This is a genomic window from Paenibacillus cymbidii (assembly GCF_004764705.1).
Classification (GTDB): domain Bacteria; phylum Bacillota; class Bacilli; order Paenibacillales; family NBRC-103111; genus Paenibacillus_AN; species Paenibacillus_AN cymbidii.
The window spans coordinates 19348-43864 of the sequence record NZ_SHLX01000015.1 but is presented as its reverse complement, the minus strand read 5'-3'; the positions used below and the strand labels follow the sequence as shown (position 1 = coordinate 43864).

The 24517-nt window shown below is 62.0% G+C and carries 18 protein-coding genes; 16 read left to right on the top strand and 2 right to left on the bottom strand.

Features of this window, described 5'->3' with window-relative positions:
* Positions 1–184: 184 nt before the first annotated feature.
* From EXY20_RS20440 to EXY20_RS20395, 10 genes are all read left to right on the top strand, one after another.
* Complete coding sequence (locus EXY20_RS20440; RefSeq protein WP_135553958.1) at positions 185–1366, top strand: CaiB/BaiF CoA transferase family protein; 1182 nt, start codon at positions 185–187, stop codon at positions 1364–1366.
* Positions 1367–1397: 31 nt separating this feature from the next.
* Positions 1398–2519, top strand: coding sequence for a zinc-binding dehydrogenase (locus tag EXY20_RS20435; protein WP_135553957.1), 1122 nt, complete (start codon positions 1398–1400; stop codon positions 2517–2519).
* Positions 2516–3964, top strand: a complete 1449-nt coding sequence (locus EXY20_RS20430; RefSeq protein WP_135553956.1) for an aldehyde dehydrogenase family protein — start codon at positions 2516–2518, stop codon at positions 3962–3964. Before EXY20_RS20435 ends, EXY20_RS20430 begins: the two co-directional genes overlap by 4 nt.
* Before the next feature lie 63 nt (positions 3965–4027).
* Positions 4028–4906, top strand: coding sequence for an HpcH/HpaI aldolase/citrate lyase family protein (locus EXY20_RS20425; RefSeq protein ID WP_135553955.1), 879 nt, complete (start codon positions 4028–4030; stop codon positions 4904–4906).
* Between the two features lie 51 nt (positions 4907–4957).
* Positions 4958–6310, top strand: a complete 1353-nt coding sequence (locus EXY20_RS20420) for an MmgE/PrpD family protein (RefSeq protein WP_135553954.1) — start codon at positions 4958–4960, stop codon at positions 6308–6310.
* A gap of 33 nt (positions 6311–6343) precedes the next feature.
* On the top strand, positions 6344–6997 hold the full coding sequence (locus EXY20_RS20415; RefSeq protein WP_135553953.1) for a succinate dehydrogenase: 654 nt from the start codon (positions 6344–6346) through the stop codon (positions 6995–6997).
* A gap of 18 nt (positions 6998–7015) precedes the next feature.
* Positions 7016–8785: a succinate dehydrogenase flavoprotein subunit gene (gene sdhA / locus EXY20_RS20410; protein ID WP_135553952.1), complete on the top strand. Its 1770-nt coding sequence runs from the start codon at positions 7016–7018 to the stop codon at positions 8783–8785.
* 130 nt (positions 8786–8915) lie between these two features.
* Positions 8916–9662, top strand: coding sequence for a succinate dehydrogenase iron-sulfur subunit (gene sdhB / locus EXY20_RS20405; RefSeq protein WP_135554100.1), 747 nt, complete (start codon positions 8916–8918; stop codon positions 9660–9662).
* Complete coding sequence (locus EXY20_RS20400) at positions 9655–10836, top strand: fumarate hydratase (RefSeq protein ID WP_328592566.1); 1182 nt, start codon at positions 9655–9657, stop codon at positions 10834–10836. The genes sdhB and EXY20_RS20400 overlap by 8 nt, the downstream gene beginning before the upstream one ends.
* A gap of 516 nt (positions 10837–11352) precedes the next feature.
* A complete protein-coding gene (locus tag EXY20_RS20395; protein ID WP_328592565.1) occupies positions 11353–11937 on the top strand; it encodes a Fe-S-containing hydro-lyase in 585 nt (194 codons plus the stop codon).
* A gap of 230 nt (positions 11938–12167) precedes the next feature.
* On the opposite strand, the gene EXY20_RS20390 is transcribed toward EXY20_RS20395, so the two are convergent.
* Positions 12168–12395 carry a hypothetical protein gene (locus EXY20_RS20390; protein WP_135553951.1) on the bottom strand — a complete coding sequence of 76 codons (228 nt, stop codon included), beginning with the start codon at positions 12393–12395 and terminating at the stop codon, positions 12168–12170.
* Positions 12396–12460: 65 nt separating this feature from the next.
* Here EXY20_RS20390 and EXY20_RS20385 point away from each other — a divergent pair, with 65 nt between their 5' ends.
* From EXY20_RS20385 to EXY20_RS20360, 6 genes are all read left to right on the top strand, one after another.
* Positions 12461–14749 (top strand): helix-turn-helix domain-containing protein, encoded by a 2289-nt coding sequence (locus tag EXY20_RS20385; protein WP_135553950.1) that lies wholly within the window; start codon positions 12461–12463, stop codon positions 14747–14749.
* A gap of 279 nt (positions 14750–15028) precedes the next feature.
* Positions 15029–15886, top strand: a complete 858-nt coding sequence (locus tag EXY20_RS20380) for an ABC transporter permease (protein WP_135554097.1) — start codon at positions 15029–15031, stop codon at positions 15884–15886.
* Positions 15887–15890: 4 nt separating this feature from the next.
* Positions 15891–16793, top strand: coding sequence for a carbohydrate ABC transporter permease (locus EXY20_RS20375; RefSeq protein ID WP_235886116.1), 903 nt, complete (start codon positions 15891–15893; stop codon positions 16791–16793).
* A 46-nt stretch (positions 16794–16839) separates the two neighbouring features.
* Entirely contained in the window at positions 16840–18402 is a 1563-nt protein-coding gene (locus EXY20_RS20370) for an extracellular solute-binding protein (RefSeq protein WP_135553949.1), read from the top strand.
* 18 nt (positions 18403–18420) lie between these two features.
* On the top strand, positions 18421–19866 hold the full coding sequence (locus EXY20_RS20365) for a sulfatase family protein (RefSeq protein WP_135553948.1): 1446 nt from the start codon (positions 18421–18423) through the stop codon (positions 19864–19866).
* Positions 19867–19922: 56 nt separating this feature from the next.
* Positions 19923–21986: an alpha-L-fucosidase gene (locus EXY20_RS20360; protein WP_135553947.1), complete on the top strand. Its 2064-nt coding sequence runs from the start codon at positions 19923–19925 to the stop codon at positions 21984–21986.
* 501 nt (positions 21987–22487) lie between these two features.
* Here EXY20_RS20360 and EXY20_RS20355 read toward each other — a convergent pair.
* Positions 22488–24503, bottom strand: a complete 2016-nt coding sequence (locus tag EXY20_RS20355; protein ID WP_135553946.1) for a beta-galactosidase — start codon at positions 24501–24503, stop codon at positions 22488–22490.
* Positions 24504–24517: the final 14 nt, after the last annotated feature.

Here is a 24517-nt window from a genome sequence, read left to right as displayed (position 1 = left end):
TTGTATCAAACTCCCTCGGTTCTGGCAACTTGCGGAAACTGCGAGACAGCGGCGCCATTTTCATACCAATCGTGTCTTGACAGTTCGGCTGAGCGAAGGGTATAGTGAAACTAAGTTTTGGATCCAAAATACAAAATCCAAAAAAATGCAGCATAAACAAGTCGACATCGGAGGAGGAACCTTGATGCTGCCCCTGCAAGGATTGACCGTCGTTTCGCTGGAACAGGCGGTTGCGGCGCCTTTCGCTTCCCGGCAATTGGCCGATCTAGGCGCGCGCGTCATCAAAATCGAACGGCCCGGAGCCGGCGATTTTGCCCGAGATTATGACGATGCGGTAGCGGGGATGTCCAGCCATTTCGTCTGGTGCAACCGCTCGAAGGAGTCGATCACGCTCGACCTGAAGCAGCCGGAGGCGAAGCCGGTGATGGAAGCGCTGCTGGCGCAGGCGGACGTCTTCATCCAGAATCTCGCCCCGGGCGCGGCGGAGCGGCTCGGCTACGGGTCCTCGTCGCTGCTCGCCCGTTATCCGCGGCTGATCGTGTGCAACATTTCCGGCTACGGGGCCGACGGCCCTTATCGCGATAAAAAAGCTTACGACCTGCTCGTGCAATGCGAGGCCGGGCTGGTGTCGATCACCGGCACGGAAGACGCGCCCTCCAAAGCGGGCATTTCCGTCGCCGACATCGCCGCCGGGATGTATGCTTACTCGGGTATTTTGTCCGCCTTGCTCGCGCGGGAAAAAGCCGGCGGCAAAGGTACGGTCGTGGAGGTTTCGATGCTTGAGGCGATCGGCGAATGGATGGGCTACCCGCTTTATTACGCCGCTTACGGCGGCAAGGAGCCCGAACGGTCGGGCGCAAGCCACGCGACGATTTATCCGTACGGGCCGTTCCGGGCGGGCGACGGCAAATACGTGTTTCTGGGTATCCAGAACGAACGGGAATGGCAAATGTTCTGCGAGCGCGTGCTGGGCCAGCCCGAACTGGCGCACGATCCGGCCTTTGACGGCAACGGCAAGCGGCTTCGGGCAAAAGAGCGGCTGGCGGAGCGGATCGAACAATCGTTCCGGACGAAAACGGCGGCGAACATCGTCGAGCTGCTGAACGAAGCGCAAATTGCCAACGCCCGGCTCCATACGATGCGCGAATTCGCCGACCATCCGCAGCTTGCGGCGCGCAACCGCTGGCGCGAGGTCGATTCGCCCGTCGGTCCGGTCAAGGCGCTGCTTCCGCCTGCGACGCTGGACGGCTGGGACGTGGCGATGAAGCCGATTCCCGGCGTCGGCGAACATACGGAAGCGCTGTTGCAGGAATTCGGCTTTCCGCTGCGAACCATTGAAGCATGGCGTGCCAAAGGCATCGTTTGACACGAGCGCACGACGACAAGGAGGCTGGACGATGAAAGGGACCGTTGCCGTCATGACGGAGCCGGGCAAGCTCGCCTACGAGGATTACGAGCTGCCGGAGCCCGGGCAGGGAGCGCTGCTGGTCAGCGTCGTACGGACGAACGTTTGCGGTTCGGAGCTGCATATTTGGCAAGGAAACCATCCGACGAAAAGGTCCGGGGTAATGGGCCACGAGATGGTCGGCCGCATCGAGCGGCTCGGCGCGGGCGTGGAGACCGATTACGCCGGCCGGCCCGTCCAAGCGGGCGATCGGGTGGTGGCGGCCTATTTTCTTACGTGCCGCAAATGCGCCGCTTGCCAGCGCGGGCAGTTCGCCTTATGCGCAAACGCTTACAAGTTTTGGGTGAAAGAAGCCGGCGAAGCGCCGCATTTTCACGGTTCGTTCGCCACGCACTACTATATTCACCCCGATCAATATTTCTACAAGGTGCCGGACAACGTGCCGGACGCGGCGGCCGCCAGCGTCAACTGCGCCTTGACGCAAGTGTATTACGGCATCGTCCAGGGCGGTTTGCGCTACGGCGAAACGGTCGTGCTGCAAGGCGCCGGCGGGCTCGGTCTGAACGCGGCCGCCGTGGCCAAACAGTTCGGCGCCCGCGTCATCGTTATCGATGCGGTGCGCAGCCGGCTGGAGAAGGCGAAGCAGTTTGGCGCCGACGAAGTGATTGATATGGCCGAGCACGATACGCCGGAGAAACGTTCGCGGGCAGTCGAGGCGCTGACGGGCGGCGCGATGGCGGACATGGCGATGGAGCTGACCGGCGTGCCGGGCGCATTCGCCGAAGGCATCGGGCTGATCCGCCCGGGCGGCCGTTACGTCAGCATCGGCAATGTGTCGCCGGGCCGGACGACCGCGTTCGACCCGGGCCAACTGACGCGGAAGGCGATTCGCATTATTCCGATCATCCGATACGAGCCGTGGTTTCTCGACGAAGCGCTGCGTTTTCTGTCGCGCCATATCGACGACTATCCGTTTGCGGATTTGCTTGACGGGCATTTCGGGCTGCACGAAATCGGCGACGCGTTGGACCGGTCGGCGAGCCGCGCGGTTACCCGCGCTTCCATTGTGCCGGGCCGCAGCCGTTATGCAGCAGACGGGGAGTCGCCGTTATGAGCCGATTCGACGCGCTGCATTACGGTTCGATTATTGACGGGACGATGCGCGACAAGGGGGACCGGCCGAGGCTGGAGGTCGTCAACCCGTACGACGGCAGCGCGGTCGGTTCGATCGCAATCGCAACGGACGAAGACGTGCGCGATGCCATAACCGCCGCCGAGCGCGGCTTTTACGGGACGATGAGGCGGATGCCGGCGCATCGTCGGGCCGATATTTTGTATCGGACCGCAGAGCTTCTGGCGGCGGACGCCGACGATCTTGCGAAGCTGCTGGCGCTGGAAGCCGGCAAGCCGCTGCGCGAAGGGCGCGCCGAAATCGCGCGCGGCGTGCAAGTGCTGAAGTTTGCCGCCGAAGGGGCCAAACAATTGTACGGCGAGCTGATCCCGATGGACAGCGCGCTCGGCGGCGAACGGCAGCTCGGCATGGCGCAGCGCGTGCCGATCGGCGTCGTCGCCGCGATCACGCCGTTCAACTTCCCGCTGAACCTCGTGCTGCACAAGGTGGCGCCGGCGCTTGCCGCAGGCAACGCTGTCGTGCTCAAGCCGGCGGAGAAAACGCCGCTGACCGCCGTGTGGCTGTACCGGCTGCTGGCGCAGGCCGGTTTGCCAAGCGACGCGCTGCATGTGCTCATGGGGCCGGGCGAGCCGATCGGCAACATCCTGTGCGCCGACCCGCGCATCGGCAAAATCACATTTACCGGCAGTGCCGCCGTCGGCTGGGGCATCAAGGAGAAGGCGCGACGCGCCAACGTGACGCTGGAGCTCGGCTCCAATGCGCCGAATCTGGTGTTCGCCGACGCCGATCTCGATGCGGCGGTCGCCTCGCTGACGAGAGGGGCGTTCGCCAATGCGGGGCAGACGTGCGTGTCGGTGCAGCGCGTTTACGTGCAGGAACCGGTATACGAAGAAGTCGCGCGACGGATGAGCGAGGCCGCTAGCCGGCTTGTGGCCGGCGATCCGCTCGATCCGGCGACCGATGTCGGGCCGATGATTACGCACGCTGCCGCCAAACGTGCGGAGGATTGGGTGCGGGATGCCGTCGCGCAAGGAGCCCGGCTGCTGACGGGCGGCACGCGGTGCGGCACGCTGCTTGCGCCGACGGTGATCGCAGGTGCCGACAGCCGGATGAAGGTCGTTTGCGCCGAGGCGTTCGCGCCGTTCGTTTGCCTGATTCCGTTCGCCACCGAGGAGGAGGCGATCGCAAGCGCCAACGATTCCCCGTACGGCTTGCAGGCGGGCGTGTTCACGCGCGATCTGAACAGGGCGCTGCGCGTGGCGGAGGCGCTGGAGACGGGCGGCGTCTGGATCAACGAGGCGTCGCTGCTGCGTTACGACCATATGCCGTACGGCGGCGTCAAGCTGAGCGGCACCGGCAAGGAAGGCGTCAAATATGCGCTGGAGGAAATGACGACCCGCAAGTTTATCGGCATCAAGCTTCAGTGAACGGCCGGCGGGCCTTCCATTCATCGACAACAACCGTCCGCGGACAAAAGGAGGCGTCGTGCCATGACGTTCATACGCTCGTGGCTGTTCGTGCCCGGCAATCAGGAGCGCCGGCTGCGGAAAGTAAGGCAACTGGAAGCGGATGCGATCATTTACGATCTGGAGGACGCGGTGCCTCCGGCCGAGAAGGGCAATGCGCGGCAGGCGGTGCGCCAAGCACTGGAGGAGCGGGCGGCGCGCCGGGCGTACGTGCGCGTCAACGATGCCGCCAGCGGATTGCTCGCCGCCGACCTTGAAGCTGTCGTTTGCGAGCCGCTGCAAGGCATTGTGCTGCCGAAGGCGGGCAGCGCGGCGGACATCGCCGCTGCCGATGCGCATCTGGGCCGTCTGGAGCGCGACAACGGCTGGGAGACGGGGCGCATCGGCCTGATTCCGCTGGTGGAAACGGCGGCGGGCGTGTACCGCGCGCTTGAGCTGGCGTCCGGCTGCAGCCGCGTCCGCCGGCTTGCCTTCGGTTCGGTCGATTACGCGCTCGACATCGGCGCCGAGCTGACCGGCGACGGGCTGGAGCTGCTCTACCCCCGCTGCCAGCTTGTGCTGGCGTCGCGCGTCGCCGGCATCGAAGCGCCGATCGATGCGGCGTTTATCCGGCTGCAGGATACGGAGGGATTGCGCCGGGAGACGCGACAGGCGAAGCAGCTCGGCTTCGAAGGCAAGCTCGTCGTGCATCCGGACCAGATTGCGCCGGTCAACGAGCTGTTTGCGCCGACGCGTGAAGAAATCGCCGAGGCGCAGGCGGTCGTAGAGGCGTTCCGGCAATCGGAAGCCTCCGGACAGGCGGCGATCCGGCTGAACGGCGGCATGATCGATTATCCGGTCGTTCACCGCTGCCGCAAGCTGCTGGAAACGGCGCGCGGCCTCGGGCTGCTTGACGGCGCATGACGTAGGCGGATACCGCTCCAAGGTGCGGGATAACGAAAGGAATGGGAAGCAATGGAAAGCACATTAAGCCGGGCGCTTGCCCGCTATACGGTTGCGCTCGACTTCGAACGGCTGCCGCAAGAGGTGGTCGCTTTTACGAAGCTGTGCGTGCTTGACTGGCTCGGCTCCGCTCTCGCGGGGGAGAAAGAAGCGCCGGTCCAAATGCTCCGCGAACTTGTCGAGGAGATGGGAGGCAACCGCCAGGCAACGCTTGTGACCGGCGGCCGCTCGTCGGCGCTGCATGCGGCGCTGGTGAACGGCGCGGCCAGCCATGTCGTGGAGCTGGACGACATTCACAAGGCGTCGATCATCCATGCCGCCACGGTAGTCATTCCGGCGGCGCTGGCTGCCGCCGAATGGAAAGGCAGCAGCGGCAAGGAACTGATCGCCGCCATTGTGGCCGGTTACGAAGTGTGCTACCGGGTCGGCGAAGCGGTGTCGCCGTCGCACTATTATTACTGGCACAATACGGCCACCTGCGGCACGTTCGGCGCTGCCGCCGCTGCCGGCAAGCTGCTGGGCCTGAGCGAGGACCAGCTTGTGCATGCGCTGGGCAGCGCCGGCACACAGGCGGCCGGGTTGTGGGAATTTATCGAAGACGGGGCGATGTCGAAGCAGCTGCATCCGGGCAAGGCGGCGATGAACGGTTTGCTTGCGGCTCAGCTGGCGGCTCGCGGGTTTACGGCGGCGAGCCGCATCCTGGAAGGCCGGCGCGGCTTCGGGCAGGCGATGTCCGATCAATTCGACCCGGCCAAAATTACGGACGGCCTCGGCAGCACGTTCAAAATCACGGAAAACTCGTTCAAAATCCACGCCTCATGCCGCCATACGCACCATGCCGTCGATTTGATTCTGGAGCTGATGCGGGATAACGGCATGACGCATCGCGACATCGGCCGCATCCGGGTGGCGACGTATCGGACGGCGCTGACCATTACCGACAACGGCGATCCGCAGTCGGTATACGCCGCCAAATTCAGCCTGCAGTTTTGCGCCGCCCTTGCGGCGGTGCGGCAGCGCGCGGGGCTGGCCGATTTTCACGAGCGGGCGTTGGTCGATCCGGATATCCGGGCCTTGATGGCCCGCGTCGAGGTCGGCGTCGATCCGCGCATCGATGCGGCTTACCCGCGCCAATGGGGCGCGGCGGTCACGATCGAACGAAGCGACGGCGTCCGGTTCGCCGGCGAAACCGACTACCCGAAGGGCGATCCGGAGAAGCCGGTCACGGGCGAACTGGTCGACAAGTTCCGCCTGCTGTGCGCCGACCGGCCGACAGCGGAGACGGAGCGGTATATCGAACGCGTGATGGCGCTCGATCGGCTGGCATCAGCCGATCTGCTCCTGAACCCCGACGACGGCGAATAGCGCCGGCCCGTATATCAGAAAGGAGAAGGCAGCATGTCAAGCGCAACCGCCAAGGCGCCCGCCGGCCCGCAATCCGCACGCCGCTCCGCGACGCGATTCGCGTTGATGCGGCTGCACTCGCTGGCTGGCATCGTGCCGCTCGGCTTGTTTTTGCTCGAGCATCTGTATACGAACGCAGTGGCGATGTTCGGCGAAGCCGCTTATAACAGGCAGATCGGCCGGCTTCAGTCGCTTCCGTTTCTCGGCGCTGCCGAAATCGTCTTCATCGCCCTGCCGCTGCTGTATCATGCCGGTTATGGCATTTACATCGCCGGCATGGCCCGGAACAACGCGACCAGGTATTCCTATCGCAACAATTGGCTGTTCGTGCTGCAGCGGGCCAGCGGAATTGTTACGCTTGTGTTTGTGCTGGCGCATTTGTGGGCGATTCGGCTGGCGGCGCTGTTTTACGGCACAACCGTCGACTACCAGCACGTCCAGCAGCATGTGTCGCAGCCGCTTGTGCTTGCGTTGTACGCTATCGGCAGCATTGGCGCGACGTTTCATTTTACGAACGGGATGGCGGCAGCGCTCGTGACCTGGGGCATTACGGTTGGCCCGCGGTCGCAGGAGCTTGCGGCCCGGATCGGCCTCGGCCTGTTCGCCGCGCTCAGCTGCATGTGGATCGCGGTTTTGCTGGCATTTTGAGAGGGGGAACGGAGCGGCATGGGGAGATCTTACATTGTGGTCGGCGGCGGACTGGCCGGACTGATGGCGGCGATCAAGCTGGCCGAAGCGGGGCAGCGGGTGCGATTGTTTTCGCTCGTGCCGGTGCGGCGCTCGCATTCCGTGTGCGCGCAAGGCGGCATCAACGGCGCGGTCAACACGAAGGGCGAAGGCGACAGCGCCTGGGAGCATTTTGACGATACGATCTACGGAGGCGACTTCCTCGCCAACCAGACGCCGGTCAAAGCGATGTGCGAAGCGGCGCCGGACATCATTTACATGCTGGCCCGCATGGGCGTGCCGTTCAACCGGACGCCGGAAGGCAACATCGATTTTCGCCGGCTGGGCGGCGCCTCTTACTCGCGCACGGCGTTTGCCGGTTCGACTACCGGGCAGCAAATTTTGTACGCGCTTGACGAGCAGGTGCGGCGGTTCGAGGCGGAGGGGCGGATCGAGAAGCTCGAGCATTGGGAGATGCTCTCCATCGTCAGGGACGGCGAAGGCCGCTGTGCGGGCATCGTGGCACAGCATCTGAAGTCGATGCGGATCGGCGATTTTCGCGCCGACGCCGTCATTATGGCGACCGGCGGCATCGGTTATATTTATCGCAGAAGCACGAACTCCGTCATCAACACCGGCAGCGCGCATGCCGCCGTTTACCGGCAAGGCGCGAGCTACGCCAATGCGGAGTTTATCCAAATTCACCCGACGGCGATTCCCGGCGACGACAAGCTGCGGCTGATGTCCGAGTCGGCGCGGGGAGAAGGCGGGCGCATCTGGGTGTATCGCGACGGCAAACCGTGGTATTTTCTCGAGGACAAATACCCGGCTTACGGCAACCTGGTTCCGCGGGATATTGCCACGCGCGAGATTTTTCATATTTGCTACGACTTGAAGCTCGGCATCGGCGGGGAAAATATGGTGTACCTCGACCTGTCGCATCTGTCCGCGGAACGGCTGCGGGAAAGGCTTGGCGGCATTGTCGGCATGTATGAAAAATTCGTCGGCGACGACCCGCGCAAGGTGCCGATGAAAATTTTTCCGGCGATGCATTATTCGATGGGCGGGTTGTGGGTCGATTTCGACCAGATGACGAACATTCCCGGCTTGTTCGCCTGCGGGGAGTGCGATTACCAGTACCACGGGGCGAACCGGCTCGGCGCCAATTCGCTGCTGTCCGCGATCTATGGCGGCATGGTGGCCGGGCCGAAGGCGATGGCTTACGCGGAGGCGCAGCGAACGCCGGCGGGCGAGCTGGCGGAGTCGTGGTTTGCGGCCGAGCGGGGACGGCAGGAAGCGGAGCAGCGGCAGCTGTACGCCATGGACGGCCCGGAAAATGCATACCGGCTGCACGTAGAGATGAGCGATCGTATGGTCGAGCATGTGACGGTCGTGCGTACGAACGCGGGGCTGCGGCAGACGGACGATTTTCTGCAGGAGCTGCAGGAGCGGTGGCGGCGGATCGGCATCGACGACCGTTCGGCCGAACACAATCGTACGGTTCCGTTCGTGCGGCAGCTGCGGAACATGATCGAGCTGGCCCGGGTCATTACGCTCAGCGCCCTGAACCGCAACGAAAGCCGGGGAGCGCATTACAAGCCGGAGTTTCCGGAGCGGGACGACGCGAATTGGCTGAAAACGACGATTGCGACACATACGCCGGACGGACCGGCGCTGCGCTACGAGGACGTCGACCTGCAGTTTATCGCGCCGAGGCAGAGGCGGTACGACGTGTCCAAAGCGAAAGGAGCGGTCGCCAGTGGCAGCTGAAACGAGGCAAAAGGCGGCAGTTGGAGTGGAGCGGGAGACGGTGGCGGCAGTCGGAAGGGAGCGAAAGGCGGTGACGGCAGCTGGAAGGGAGCGGAAGACGGCGGCGGCGACTGAAACGGAGCGAAACGCGGTGGCGGCGACGGTGCAGTTGCGCGTCAAGCGGCAGGATGGCCCGGGGCAGCCGCCGTATTGGGAAACGTTTGCCGTTCCGTTTCGGCCGGGCATGAACGTCATTTCCGCGTTGCTCGACATCCAGCGGCGGCCGGTTAATGCCGGCGGAGAACCGGTGCGGGCGGTCGCCTGGGAGTCGAATTGCCTCGAGGAAGTATGCGGCGCCTGCAGCATGCGCATCAACGGCAAGGCGCGCCAGGCGTGCACCGCGCTCGTCGACCGGCTGGCGCAGCCGATCGTGCTGGAGCCGATGGGCACGTTTCCGGTAGAGAAAGATTTGATCGTCGACCGGCAGCGCATGTTCGACGGCTTGCTCGAGACCGAAGCGTGGATCCCGATCGACGGGACGTATGCGCTGGGAGCCGGACCGAGCATATCTCCCCGCAACCAGCAGGAGGCATATGCGTATTCGACCTGCATGACGTGCGGCGTCTGCATGGACGCTTGCCCGAATGTCAGTCCGGCGTCCCCGTATCTGGGGCCGTATGCGATGGGGCAGGCGCACTATTTTAACCTGCACCCGACCGGCGCGATGCACAAGGAAGCACGGATGGACGCGGTGATCGGTCCCGGCGGGGTGAGCGGCTGCGGCAATTCGCAAAACTGCGTGCGCTCTTGCCCGAAAGGCATCCCGCTGACGACGGCCATCGCCCGCCTGAACGGGGCCGCGACCAAACACGCGCTGCGGAGATGGCTGCATGGCTGACAACGGAGCCAGTACCATGGGGCATCCGGATGGCGGCGGAAGGCGGGAGCACGGGCGGGAAGAGGAAGGAGGGGCGAGCGCTGGAAGGCCGACGCGGGAGAACGGGCGGGAAGAGGCAGGAAGGGCGAGCGCTGGAGGGGCGATGCGGGAGAACGGCCGGGAAGAGGCAGGAAGGGCGAGCGCTGGAGGGGCGATGCGGGAGAACGGCCGGGAAGAGGCAGGAAGGGCAAGCGCTGGAGGAGCGATGCGGGAGAACGGCGAGATGAGACGGGAGGACGGCGAGGTGAGGTATAGGAGCGAAGAGGCGATGCGGGGAGACGGGTTGCCGCCGATGCGGCTCGTGCATGCGGACGATATCGCGGCTGCGGTGGCCCGCTTGTGCATGGAAGCAAACTACGATCTGGGCGACGATACGGTGGCCGCGCTGCGCTTCGGGCTGAACAAGGAAGCGTCGGAGACGGGCAAAGACGTGCTGCAGCTACTGCTGGATAACGCGGAGCTGGCAGCCGCCGAACGTGTGCCGATGTGCCAGGACACCGGGATGGCGGTGGTGATCGCGGAGGTGGGGCACGATTGCCGCATCGTCGGCGGGACGCTGCAGGAGGCGATCCAGGCGGGCGTTCGCCAGGGGTACCGCGAAGGGTATTTGCGCAGCTCCATCGCCTTGCACCCATTCCGGCGGGTCAATACGGGCGACAACACGCCCGCCGTGATCCACACGGAGCTTGTCCCCGGCGACCGGCTGAAGCTGAAGCTGACGGCCAAGGGCGGCGGCAGCGAAAACATGAGCGCGCTGCGCATGCTGAAGCCGTCCGACGGCTTGGAGGGGGCGATCGATTTTGTGCTCGACACGGTGCGGATCGCCGGGCCGAACGCATGTCCGCCGCTCGTCGTCGGCGTCGGCATCGGCGGCAGCTTCGAGAAGTGTGCGCTGCTGGCGAAGACGGCGCTGTTCCGCCCCGTGGGCGAGCGGAGCGGGGATGCCGAAATTGCCGCGCTGGAAGAGGAGTTGCTCGCGCGCATCAATCGGCTCGGCATCGGGCCGCAAGGCATGGGCGGGCGAGTGACGGCGCTCGATGTGAAAATCAATGTGCATCCTTGCCACATTGCTTCTTTGCCGGTGGCGGTGAATTTGAACTGTCACGCCAATCGACACAAGGAAGCGGTATTGTAGGCGGGGAATAAGGCTGAAAACAGCCTTACAGCGACGTTTCGACGAGTGGCGGGTGAAATAAGGCTGAAATCAGCCTTACAGCGACGTTTCGGCGAGTGGCGAGCGAAATAAGGCTGAAAACAGCCTTACAGCGACGTTTCGACGAGTGACGGGTGGAAATAAGGCTGAAATCAGCCTTACAGCGACGTTTCGGCGAGTGGCGAGCGAAATAAGGCTGAAATCAGCCTTGCAGCGGCGTTTCGGCGAGTGGCGAGCAAAATAAGGCTGAAAACAGCCTTACAGCGACGTTTCGGCGAGCGGCGAGCGAAATAAGGCTGAAATCAGCCTTGCAGCGGCGTTTCGGCGAGTAGCGAGCGAAATAAGGCTGAAATCAGCCTTACAGACCCCCATGCCGCCGGGGCGGCACCACAATGGAGTGAAAGGTATTTCCAGGGTAGTTCGGGTGCAGGGACTGTGCTTGCGGCTTGTCCTGGCAGAGGTGGACGGAACAACGGGAGAGCGGGGAGATGCGACCAGGTGAGCGAACTGAGCGAGCGGGATAGTGCGGGAAGGCGGCGCATCGTCGCACCGTTGGACGATACGGTTGTAACGTCGCTGCGTGCCGGAGACCGGGTGTTGATTAGCGGCGTACTGTATACGGCAAGAGACGCGGCGCACAAACGAATGGCCGATGCATTGGCGAGAGGGGAAACGCTGCCGTTCGAGCTGCGGGGGCAGACGATTTATTACGTCGGCCCTACGCCGGCCAAGCCGGGCGACCCGATTGGCTCGGCCGGTCCGACGACATCGGAGCGGATGGACGCGTACACGCCCGCGCTGCTGGAGCGGGGGCTGAACGGCATGATCGGAAAAGGCTATCGCGATCGGTCCGTGATTGAGGCGATGATTCGGCATCGCGCCGTCTATTTTGGCGCCGTCGGCGGGGCGGGAGCGACGATCGCACGATCCGTGCGCGCCGTAGAGACGGTTGCCTACGAGGATCTCGGCACGGAATCGGTCAAGCGGCTGGTAGTCAGCGATTTTCCGGCCATCGTGCTGATCGATTGCGAAGGCAACGATTGGTATCGTTTGGCGCAAAACCAGTATCGCGAGCCGGATTAGCGTCAACTGCAGCGAGGCGGATCAGGTGTAACGGCGCGAGGTTGGTCGGGAGCGAACCGGCGTGAAGCTAGTCGGGAGCGAACCGGAGTAAGACTAGTCGGAAGCGCAACGGTGCAAGCTAGTCAAATGCAAACCCGGAGCGGATCGATTGTGCGACTTTAGACGGCGGGCGAGGTAACGGGAGCCAATTACGGCACTTCACAAGCTTGCCTTTCAGAATAAGCCATGTTTTATTGGCTATATCGCCCAAAATGGCCAACCGAAACAAAATAGCCAGTGAAATCGCTGGCTATTTCAAAGAAATGGCAAATATAGCGCCAGTTTGGCCAGAATAGCCAGTGAAAACACTGGCTATTCTCGACGCTGCCGGCGAATTCAAGCAAATAGGCCATAAAAAATGGCCTATTGGAATAAATCGCCGCCGCAGCGCCGCCCAGCCGCTGCGGAACGACGGGCAAACAAGGCTTTCCTTCCGGAAAGCCTTTGGTTACAATAAATTCACCGCAGCAGGAGGGGGAGAGGCATGAGGAGCATCTTGTTGTCCAAATACGGTTCCCGTCTGTTTTGGTTCGGCATTCTCTTCGTCACTTTGCCCGTTATCGTGCTTGGCGGTTATTCTTATTTCAAGGCGTCCAGCATCGCCCTGGAGAAAGTCAATGAAGGCAACGCCCAAGTGACGCTGCAGACAGAGCTGCGGGTCGAGCAATTTCTCAAGGCGGTCGACGCCGCCTCGCTCGAGCTGGTCAGCTCGCCGCTGGTGAACAGCGCGATCGAACGCGAGCTGGCGTACCCGGAGTTCCAGTTCATCCAGGAGCTGCGCCAATATATGCAGCGCATCCAATCCTACGAGCTGCGCATTCAGGACGTGCAGCTTATCAACACGTCCAAGCAATGGGCCATGGACAACACCGGCCTGTACCGGCTGGACGAATACAAGGCGACGCTGCCGGTCGACGACTACGCGTCAATCGGCAAAAACTCGTTCTGGACGAACGGCGGCGGCAAAACGAACGATCTCGCCACTGCCACAGGCACCGGGGGCGCGGTCAGTCTCGTCCGCAAGCTGCCGCTTAACGCGAAGCAGCCTACGTTGTTCGTCGTGATCAAGCTGACGCTCGGCGACATCAACAAATATGTGGAAGACGTGCCAGGCATGGGCACCACTTATATTTTGGACGAGCGCAGCCGCGTGCTTGCGGACCCGCAAGGAAATCTGATCGGGCAACCGTTCCCGGGCAGCGAGCTGCTGGCGCAGCTGGAGCGGAGCGGGCAGGATGCCAAACCGTTCCAGGCCCGGTTCAAAGGCCAGGATGTATCGGTCAGCTTCAAACGGTCGGCCTACAACGACTGGCTGTACATGACGCTCGTTCCAGTCGTCGACGTGACGCGCGAGTCGCGGACGATCGGGCTTATCACGCTGCTCATTTGCGCCGGCATCATGGCGGTTGCGCTGATCGGCGTATACGCGCATTCGCGCAACCTGTACGGGCCGATCCGCAAGCTGTACGAGTCGGTCAGCGGGGCGACGCCCGTCGCCGGCGCCAAGAAGCGGCTCGACGAGCTGCAGTTTATCGACGAGCGGTTCCGCACGATGCACCGTTCCCACGACGAACTGGAGCGGCAAATGTACGGCCAGCGGCAGCAGTTGAAGGAATTTTTTGTGCTGAAGCTGCTCCAGGGCGAGGTGCGAGGGGCGGAGGTGGCCGGCAAGCTGGCCGAATTCCAGTTTCCGCTGCATTGGCAGCAGCAAGCGGTGCTCGTCACCCAGATCGATTCGCTCGAAGACAGCCGTTTCGCGGAGGCGGACCGGGATCTGCTGCTGTTCGCGATCAACAACATGGCCAGCGAACTCATTCCGGCCGACAGCCGGCTGAGCCCGATTTTGATCCACCCGTCGCAGCTCACGCTGGTAGGCAGCGACTCCGGCGATGCGGAGCGGTTCAAGATCAGCTTGTACACGGCGGCCGAACGGATGCAGGCGGCGGCGCGCGATTACCTCGGCTTGCGGATCAGCGTCGGCATCAGCCGGCCGTTCCGCGGCTGGAACGGCGCACCGAATGCCGCCCAGGAAGGGCTCGAAGCGCTTAAATACCGGATCAAGCTTGGCAGCGAAGCGATCATTTTCATTGAAGATCTGCAGCCGGCTGCAGGGGCCGGGCCGCATTATCCGAAGGTGGTGACCGGCCATCTGCTCGACGCGATCAAGCTGCTCCAGCTGGAGCGAATCGACGATTTGCTGCATCAGTACATCGCCGATTGTTTGGCGAGCGGGCAAAGCCCCCGCGACTATCAGGTTCATCTTGCCCGCCTCTTGATCGAACTGCTCGATCTGGGGCAGCAGTTCGGCGTCGCCTGGAACCGCCGCTTCTCTCCGTTCGAACGGCTGCAGGAGCTGCATACGGCCGGCGAAATCGAACAATGGCTGCGCCACGACATCATCGCAAGCATCGTGGAGGCGGTGGAACGGCTGCGCATTCCGCCGGACCGCAACATCACCGACCAGATGCTGCAGCTCATTCACGAGCGGATCGAAAGCGAGCTGACGCTGGAAGCGTGCGCGGCGGAGCTGCATTTTCACCCGAGCCACTTGAAACGGGTGTTTAGGCGCGACATGGGCGTCAGCTTCAGCGAGTATGTTTCCGACCACCGTCTGCAAATTGCCAAAAGGTGGCTGACACAGTCTCCGATGAAGGTTAGCGAAATCGCCGAACGGCTGCAATATAACAACTCGCAAAACTTCATTCGTTATTTCCGCAAAATCGAAGGCGTCACGCCGGGCCAATACCGCGACATGCACAAACATTCGGGCTGACCAGGCCGGTCGGCCCCGCCTCCGCCTCGCATGTCCCCGCCTCGCTTGTCCCCTCCCATCCGCGCGTTCGCCCTGTGGAGCCGCAATGATTACCGGAGCCGAAGTGATTATCCGGCGCCCTTCCGCGCCGTCGAGCCCCCGAATGATCCGCGATGATTGTAGACGTTACGGACCGCCGCTTCTATAGTCAAGGCAGGCGTCATATTCGCGAGGAATGGAGGTTGACAGTTGCATCATTCCCTGAGGGCAAACCTCGTCAAAAACCGTTGGTTGTATTTGATGGCGGCACCCGGAATCGTTTACTTCGTGATCTTCAAGTATTTGCCGATGTGGGGAGTGCTCATCGCATTTCAGGATTACCAGGTGTTTCGCGGCTTCCTGCACAGCGATTGGGTCGGGCTGAAGCATTTCGAACGGTTTTTCACCGACTCCGCCTTCTGGATGCTGTTCCGCAACACGCTGCTGCTTGCCGTCTACAACCTCGTCTTCTTTTTCCCGATGCCGATCTTTATTGCGCTGCTGCTGCACGGCATTGGCAAGAAGCTGTTCAAACGGACCGTGCAGACGATCATTTACATCCCTCATTTCATCTCGTGGGTTGTGGTGGTCGGGATCGCGTACATTTTTTTCACTACGGAGGGCGGGGTCGTCAACGATTGGCTGGCGGCGCTCGGCGGGGAAAAGGTCAATTTTCTCGTCAGCGAAAACTGGTTCCGGACTATGGTCGTATCGGAAGTGATCTGGAAGGAGACCGGCTGGGGGACGATCATTTTCCTCGCGGCGCTGGCCGGCGTCGATCCGCAGCTGTACGAAGCGGCCGATATCGACGGAGCCAACCGGTTCCGCCAACTCGTGCACATCACCTTGCCGGCGATTCGCAGCACGATCGTCATCCTGTTCATTTTGCGGCTGGGCACGTTTCTCGACACCGGGTTCGAGCAAATCTTTCTGATGCTCAATCCGCTCAACCGCCAGGTAGGCGAAGTGTTCGACACTTACGTGTACAGCGTCGGCATTCAGCAAGGGCATTTCAGCTACAGCACGTCCGTCGGCCTGTTCAAATCGTTCGTTGCGCTGGCGCTTGTGCTGGGCGCGAACTATTTGGCCAAAAAGTTCGGCGAGGAAGGGGTGTACTGACACGATGCAAACGCATGCGGCGCGCCGCTCCGGCCTGCGCTCCCGCCGAACGTTCGGCGGCTGGCTGTACGACGCGTTCCACTACGGCTTCCTGACGCTGTTCACGCTGCTGACGCTCGTCCCGTTCCTGTACATTATCGCCGGTTCGCTCACTTCCGCCGAAGCGATGCAGTCAAACGGCTTTGCGCTGCTGCCGTCGCAGCTGAGCTTCGGCGCTTACCGCTACCTGCTCCATTCCGAAACGATGCTCCGCGGCTTCGGCGTATCGTTCTACATTACGGCGCTCGGCACATTCGTCAACATTCTGTTTACGGTGCTGATGGCGTACGCGATTGCGCGCCGGGACTTGTTCGGCAGGCGGGCAATCATGCTGATGGTCATCTTTTCGATGCTGTTCAGCGGCGGCATGATTCCGACGTTCCTGATCGTCAAAACGATGGGGCTGCTCGACAGCTACTGGTCGCTTATCGTGCCGGGCGCCATCAGCGCGTTCAATTTGATCGTGCTGAAAAATTTTTTCCAGCAGCTGCCCGACGGGCTTGAGGAATCGGCCAAAATCGACGGCTGCAACGATGTCGGCATTTTGTTCCGCATCGTCGTGCCGCTGTCGCTGCCGGCGATCGCCACTTTCGTGATGTTTTACGCGGTTGGCCACTGGAACAGCTACTTTACCGCCATCCTGTACATCAACGATACCGAAAAATGGCCCTTGCAGGTGCTGGTGCGGCAGCTGATTATTTTGTCCCAGGGAGGCTTGGGCGAATCCGGCCAGGACAGCTTCAACATTCCGGCCAAATCGGTCAACATGGCGATGATCGTGCTATCGACGCTGCCGATACTGCTTGTGTATCCGTTTTTGCAGAAGCATTTTGCCCAAGGCGTGCTGCTCGGTTCGGTCAAAGGGTAGCGCGGCCTTGCAAGGTTCGCAAACAATATACGGAGGGGATCGAACGATGAAACCGAAATTCAACTGGGTAGGCGGGATCACGGCGGCAACGATGCTTGCCGGCCTGCTGGCCGCGTGCAGCGGCGCCAAGGACGGGAAGCCGTCGGCTGCGACGGGGACACCTGCCGCCAGCGCAACGCCGAAGGCGTCGGCCAAGGAAACGCCCAAAGAGCCGAAAAAAATCAGCATGATGATGGTCTATTATTTTGCCGAGCCGCCGAAAAAAGACAACATCATGATTCAGAAAATCGAAGAGATGACGAACACGAAGCTGGACATCACCTGGGTGCCCAACTCCGCTTACGACAACAAGGTGAACGCGACGATCGCCTCGGGTTCGCTGCCGATGGTGTTCAACGTGCAGAACAACAAGCTGGCGCCGATTCTCACCGGGGTCAAATCGGATATGTTCTGGGAAGTTGGTCCCTACCTGGCGAACTACCCGAATTTGAAAACGCTGTACAACGAGCAGACGACCTACAACGCTTCGATCGACGGCAAGCTGTACGGCATGCCGCACCAGCGGCCGCTCGGGCTGCAGATGCTGCTGTACCGCAAGGACTGGCTGGACAATCTCGGGCTGAAGGAACCGCAAACGATCGACGACGTGTACCGGATGGCCAAAGCGTTCACCGAGCAGGATCCGGACAAAAACGGCAAGAAGGATACGGTCGGCTTCGAGGAGTTCATGCCAAGCCTGATCAGCCCGCAAGGCTTTGCGGTAGTCGCCGCCTGGCACGGAGCGCCGAACGGCTACGGGGTGAAGGACGGCAAGCTGTTCCCGGCGTTTACGACAGACGAATATTTGAACGCGATGAAGTTTTACCGCAAGCTGTTCAGCGAAAAAACGATGAACCAGGACTTCGCCGCCATCCAGCAGGCGAATGCGTGGGATGCGATCGCAAACGGCAAGGCGGGCATGTACCCGGCGGTTGTCGCCCATGCGACGATTCCGAACTGGCAGCCGCTGTACCAGTCGAATCCGAACGCCAAGCTTGATTTCGTCACGCGGATCAAAGGGCCGCAAGGCGAGCGCGTGTTTGCTTCCAACGGGTTCAACGGCATGTACATGTTCCCCAAATCGAGCATCAAAACCGAAGCCGAGCTGAAGGACGTGCTCGACTTCATCGACAAGCTGTCCGATCCGAAGGTGGAGCAGCTGCTCGTCAACGGCATCGAAGGCCGCCACTTCAAAATGGACAACGGCAAACCGGTGCGCACCGACCAGAAGCTGTACGACGACGAAGTGACTTCCGTGATCGAATTGCTCGTCACGAACTGGAAGCCGAAGCTGATGACCGGTTCGCCGATGGACGACAAGGTGAACAAAACGTACGTCGACAACGCGGCGATCGCCGTCGCCAATCCGACGCTGCCGCTCGTTTCGCAGACGCAGATCGAGAAGGGCAGCGAGCTTGACAAGCTGATCAACGACGCGCGGGTCAAATACATTTACGGCGAGCTTGACGACGCGGGCTGGCAGAAGGCGATCGAGCAGTGGAAAACGAGCGGCGGCAATAAAATCATCGACGAATACAACGCGGAATACGCGAAATTTGCGAAAAAGTGAAGGCGGTGAACGAAAGCGATGGCGCATCAGGGCGAAGCGGCGGCGGTTGAGGCGGCTCGGGCGGTTGACAAACCGAACATTCTGTTCATCACTTCCGATCATCACCGCTGGGATTACATGGGCAACGCCGGTTCCGCCGCCGTCGGCACGCCGAACCTCGACCGGCTGGCGGCGCGCGGCACGCGGATCGGCCGGATGTACTGCAATGCGCCGCTCTGCGTGCCGTCGCGGATCGCCATGACGTCGGGGCGGTACGCCAGCAACACGGGTTGCTTCACGAATCGGCAGCCGGTCGACCCGGGCATCCCGACGTTCCTGCATTCGCTGCGGGCCGGCGGCTACCATACGGCGATGATCGGCAAGCTGCATCATCACGTGCATGTGTGGGACGGCGATTTTGTCGGCCATGAGGAGGATGTGCACCGGCTCGGCTTCGAGTACGCGTACGAAACATCGGGCAAGATGGGCAGCGGCAGCATCGGCTGCGAATGCCGGTATGTGCGTTTCCTGCGCGAGCGCGGGCTGCTGGCCGAGTACCGGGCGTGGACCGGGCGGTTTCGCCAGGGGAACGCCGGGATGAAGCCGCACGAGCCGTGGCCGTGGGACGCCGAGCTGACGCAGGACGCCCATATCGCCGAGCAGGCGTGCCGATTTTTGCGGCAGACGCCCCGGGAGAAGCCGTTCTACCTGCATCTCGGCTTCGTTGGGCCGCACGATCCGTACGACGCGCCGGCGGTTTATCGGCAGCGGTACGAAGAAGCGGACGTTCCGCCGGGCGTCGATCGCGCCAAGTGGATCGCCTACGCCGCGTGCATCACGGAAGTCGACGACCGGATCGGCAGGGTGCTGGCCGTGCTGGAGGAGATGGGGATGACGGAGAATACCGTCGTCCTCTACACTTCCGATCATGGCGACAATGCCGGCGATCACGGGCTCTGGGGCAAAATCAACCTGTACGAAGGCTCCGTGCACGTGCCGTTTCTGGCGGCGGGGCCGGGCATTCGCGCCGGAGCGGCCGTCGACGCGGTCGCCGAGCTGCTCGATATCGGCCGGACGGCGTGCGATTATGCCGGGGTGGCGAGCCATGCGTTCGACCAGGGGCGCAGCCTGAAGCCGGTGTTGACCGGAACGGCGGCGGCACACCGGGAAGACGCCTACTGCGAGATGGGCAGCGACAAAATGCTGTTCGACGGCCGCTATAAGCTGATGTACGGCAATTTGACCAAGGATACGCGAACCGCCTGGCAGGCGGCGCCGTATCACGGTCCTGCGTTCGGGCGGCCGGTCACTCTGCCGCCGGACCGGATCTCGCTGTACGATCTGCGCGACGACCCCGGCGAAACGACCGATTTGGCCGACGATCCGGCGTATGCCGGCTTGCTTCAGGAGATGAAGGAGAAGCTGCTGCAGCGATTGATCCGCAACATGCAAGCGGTGCCGGACGATCCCGGCAGCGTGCTGTAATTTGCTGTAACTACTGCAACTACTGCAACTACCAATCGCAAGGGAGCCTTGTCACCATGAGGACGAATGCAACGGAGCGGGCGACGCAGCCGGAGGACGGCTGGTTTGCCCGACATCTGCGCCAGGTGCACGTCGATTTTCACATGCCGGAATTTCCGGCGGATGCGATTACCCGGTTCGACGCGCGCGAATTTGTCGCCGAATTCGTCCGCGCCCATGTCAACGTGATCGGCGTATTCACCAAATGCCATTTCGGCAACGCCTTCTACGACAACAGCGTCGGGCACCGGCACAGCGGGCTTAAGCAGGACTTTTTCGGCGAGGTGCTGGAGGAGGCGCACCGGCACGGCATCAAGGTGATCGCTTACTATTCGCTGGGCACCGACGCTTATGCGGTCGAGCACAACCCGGACTGGTACCAGATCGACGAAAACGGCGAAAAGCGGGGCGGCCACGGCACCGTGTGGGAGCTGCCTTGCATTAATTCCCCGTACCGTGAGGAACTGGTCATTCCGCAGGTCAAGGAAATTACCGAAAAGTACGCGATGGACGGCTACTTGTTCGACATTCCTTATTTGAAGGGGCACACTTGCTTCTGCACGTATTGCAAAAAAAGGTTCAAGGAACAAACCGGCCGCGAGCTGACGAAGCAGCTGTATGAAACCGAACGCGATACCGTGATGCAGTTCGGCGTCGACAGCGCCGCGCGGTGCATGCGGGAGCTGTACGACCTGGTCAAGTCGATCCGGCCGGAAGTGCTGGTCAACTGCAACGGGGCGTGGAAAATGGGGGAGCCTGACGCGATCAATGAAACGAGCGATTACGGGCTGTGGGAATCGCAGCCGGCGTCCGGCACGTTCCTGTGTCATTCGTTCCGCTCGCGGTACGTGCGCAATCTTCCCGTTCCGGTGCAAATCATGACTGTTCGCTTCACCGAAGGCTGGGGACTGATGAGCTGCAAAACGGCGGAGCAGCTCAAGTACGAGTGCGCCGCGATTATGGCGAACGGCGGCATCATTAACATCGGCGACCAGGTGCTGCCGAACGGCAAGCTGCAGAGCGGCGTCTACGACGTCATCGGCGAAGCGTTTGCTTTCGTGAAGGAGCGGGAAGCCGCCTGCATCGGGGCGACCAGCGTGAAGCATATGGCGCTGATCGCCCACTACCCGGGCAATTGGTACTATGAACCGCCCGATGCCGCCACGCTCGGCGCCGCCAAAATGCTGATCGAAGGCCACCACCAGTTCGACATCTTTTATAATGACGATTTCCCCGATCTTGCGGCCTACCAAATCGTCGTGCTGCCGGAGACGGTGCTGCTAAGCGAAGCTTCGGCGCAGCGGCTGCGCGAATTCGTGCGGCGGGGAGGCCTGCTGCTTGCCGCCGGCGAAGCGTCGCTGCGGCGCGAGCCGGTAGCCGGCTTCGTGTTGGCGGACGTGCTCGGCGTGGAGTATCTCGACCGGACGCCGTACCCGTTCGCGTACTTGACCGAACACGAGGCGTTGTGGAAGGGAACGGCGGTCATTCCGCAGCTGCTCGAAGGCCCGTTCCTGAAGGTGAAGCCGTCGACGGCGGAAACGCTCAGCCGCATCCAGTGGCCGCTGACCGTGCCGGCGCCGCAGCGGGCGTTCCGGCATCCGATTCCGCCGGCCGGCCGGATCAGCGAGTTCCCCGCCGTGACGACGAACCGGTACGGCGAAGGGCAGGCGATGTATGTGGCGGCGCCGATCTTTGCGACGTACTGGAAGTACAATCATTTCTGGCTGCGGCGCATCGTCAACAACGCGCTGGACTTGATGGACACGGGCAAGCCGTTTTCGCTGGCGGCGCCGGCTACCGTGGAAGCGAACATGATGGAGAACGGCGGGCGGCGGTATTTGCACCTGATCAACTTCCAGAACGGCCATACCGGCAGCCGCAAGGAAGCGTTCTACGATCCGATCGAATGCATCAATCCGATCTATGACATCGTTGTGCGCTTTCCGGCGGAAGCGGGCGTTGCCGGTGCGGTGCAGCTGCCCGAAGGGGTGCCGCTGCCGGTGGTGCCCGCCGGCGACGGCGGCGGCGTTGCGGTGACCGTGCCGAAGCTGCACATTCATACGATGCTTGAGCTGCATTAGTGCGCAGCTTGATGCGAGCGAACCGCCGCCCTCGGGGCCGGCGGTTCGAATGGTTTTGACGGCTAACGGTTCCCCCAGTGCTTATTGGGGCGATATCGGCCCGTTTTCTACGCGAACGGTTCCCAGCATCGCTATTGGCAGAAAAATCGCCAAAAGCGGAGAAAAATCGGCAAATAAGTTCATGGGAAACCGTTAGTGCCGGGAAATCGCTCGAAATGCCCGAATAAGCTCAATAGGAACCGTTAGCACGCCGAAGTTGAAAGGGGGATGACGAAATAGGCCATCTTTTCTGGCCTATTTCGTCAAAAACGGGCTGTAGCCAGGAAATAGCCAGTGATTTCACTGGCTATTTCCGTCGTTCTGCCCCAATTGAGGCGGTTTGGCCCGAATAACCAGTGATTTCACTGGCTATTTGGGATGATACAGCTGAAATAGGGAAAATAGGCCATTTTTCATGGCCTATTTTCGCCACTGGCGAAACGATGGCTCCCGCCGCCGCGGCTACGCCTTCGTAAGCACGAGCACGCCGTTGCCGGGAAGCTCGACGCGTCCGTGCAGCGTCCGCTCCGCGAGCCGGTCCAGGTACGGCTCGTCCAGCTCGACGACACGGCTCTGCGTCGTGTGATTGATGACGAACAGCACCCGCTCGTCACCGCGCCAGCGCGCCGCGACTTCGACGCCTTCCGGCACGCCGCCCAGCAGCGGCCGGACGCCGGCATCGCGGCCGATCGCCGCAAGCAGCAAGGCGAGCGCGGCATCGTCCGGCTCGGTGCCGATGTAATAGGCGAAGCCGTCGCCATAAGCATGCCGCGTAGCCGCGGCGCTTCCGGCATAATAGTCGGCCGTATACGTCAGCAGCGGTTCGGCGCCTTTCAGCTCGATCACGTCGTACCAGGTCAGCGCCTGGTACGACGCTTCGCCGATTGCGCCCGACGCCGCAACGCCGTGAGCAAACGCCAGCCCTTGCGGCTCGTAATCCGGAATGACGCCGTAGTCGTCGATTGCGATGCCGAGCAGTTCGGCGAACACGCCCGGCAGTACCGCTTCCGCCATGCGGTTGTTCCATTCCTTCGCGCCGGCACGGAAATCGAGCACCAGCTTGCCGCCGCCGCGCACATAGGCGTACATGGCGTCCGCTGCATGCGCTTGCGTCATGATCTGGTTCGGCGCGATGACAAGGTCGTAGCCGGACAAGTCGGTTTCCGGAGACACGAGGTCGACCGGGATATTGCGGTCGAAGAAGTAACGATAATAACGCTCCAGATGCGTAATATACGTATACTCCTGCACATGCGGCTGAATTTCGAACACCCACTCGCTGTCGAAGCAGCGCAGAATCGCCACTTTCGCCCGCGGCGCCGTGCCGGCAAGCAGGGGAGCCAGCCGCGCCAGTTCGGCGCCGACCTGTTTCGTCTCCTCGTACTTGCGGCTCGGACAGCCGTGATGCTGCAGGATGCCGTGCCAATATTCCTCGAGCGCGAAGGTGGCCGTACGCCAGCGGAAGTAAACGATCGCATCCGCGCCGTGCGCCACGGATTGGTACGTCCAGCGCCGCAGCTCGCCCGGCTTCGGCGTCGGGTGCAGCACCGGCGCGCCGGGAATGCCGCTCTGGTGCTCGGTGATCCAGAAGTTCAGCCGCTTGAAGCCGCGGGTCAAATCGAGCGCCGCCCCCGCATAGCTCGGCCGGCCGAGCGGGTCGCTCTTCATGTTCGGATACAGGTCGAGCGAACAAACGTCGAGATCGGCCGACAAGTCGTAATAGTCGATCTGGTTGAATTTGCCCATTTCATTCGTCGTAATCGGTTGGCCCGGGCACAGCTTGCGGATGATGTCGATTTGTTGCTTCTGGTACTTGCGGTTCGCATCCGACGAGAAACGGCGGAAATCGAGCACCAGGCCCGGATTGTGCATCTGGTGTACACCGTATACCGGCAAATGCAGCTGTTCCCACGCGGTATACGTCTGGCTGGAGAAAATCGTGCCCCACGCCTCGTTGACCGCATCCAGACTGCCGTAGCGCTCCTTGAGCCAGTCGATAAAATCGGCGCGGCACGTTTCGCAATAGCAGCGGGCGGTGTCGATGATGCCGAATTCGTTGTCGATTTGCCAGCCCATCACGTGCGGGTTGTTGCCGTAGCGCGCCGCCATCTGCGTGACGATCGCCTCGGTGTACCGGTGATACGTGCGGTTGTTGACGCAATAATGCCGGCGTGTGCCGAACCCGCGGGAACGGCCGTAAATGTCTTTTTGGTAAATGTCCGGGTGTTTGTCCATCAGCCACTTGGGCGGGGCGGCAGTCGGCGTGCCCAGCATGACGCGGATGCCGCGTTCGGCCGCCATGCCGATGATCCGGTCGAGCCATTCAAATGTAAATACGCCTTCTTCGCGCTCCATCTTGATCCAGGCGAATTCGGCCAAGCGGATCACATTGAACGATGCGGCCTGCATCAGGTCCAGATCGTAAGCCCACCGCTCCTCCGGCCAATGCTCCGGATAATAACACGCTCCAAAATACATCCCGATCCTCCTCG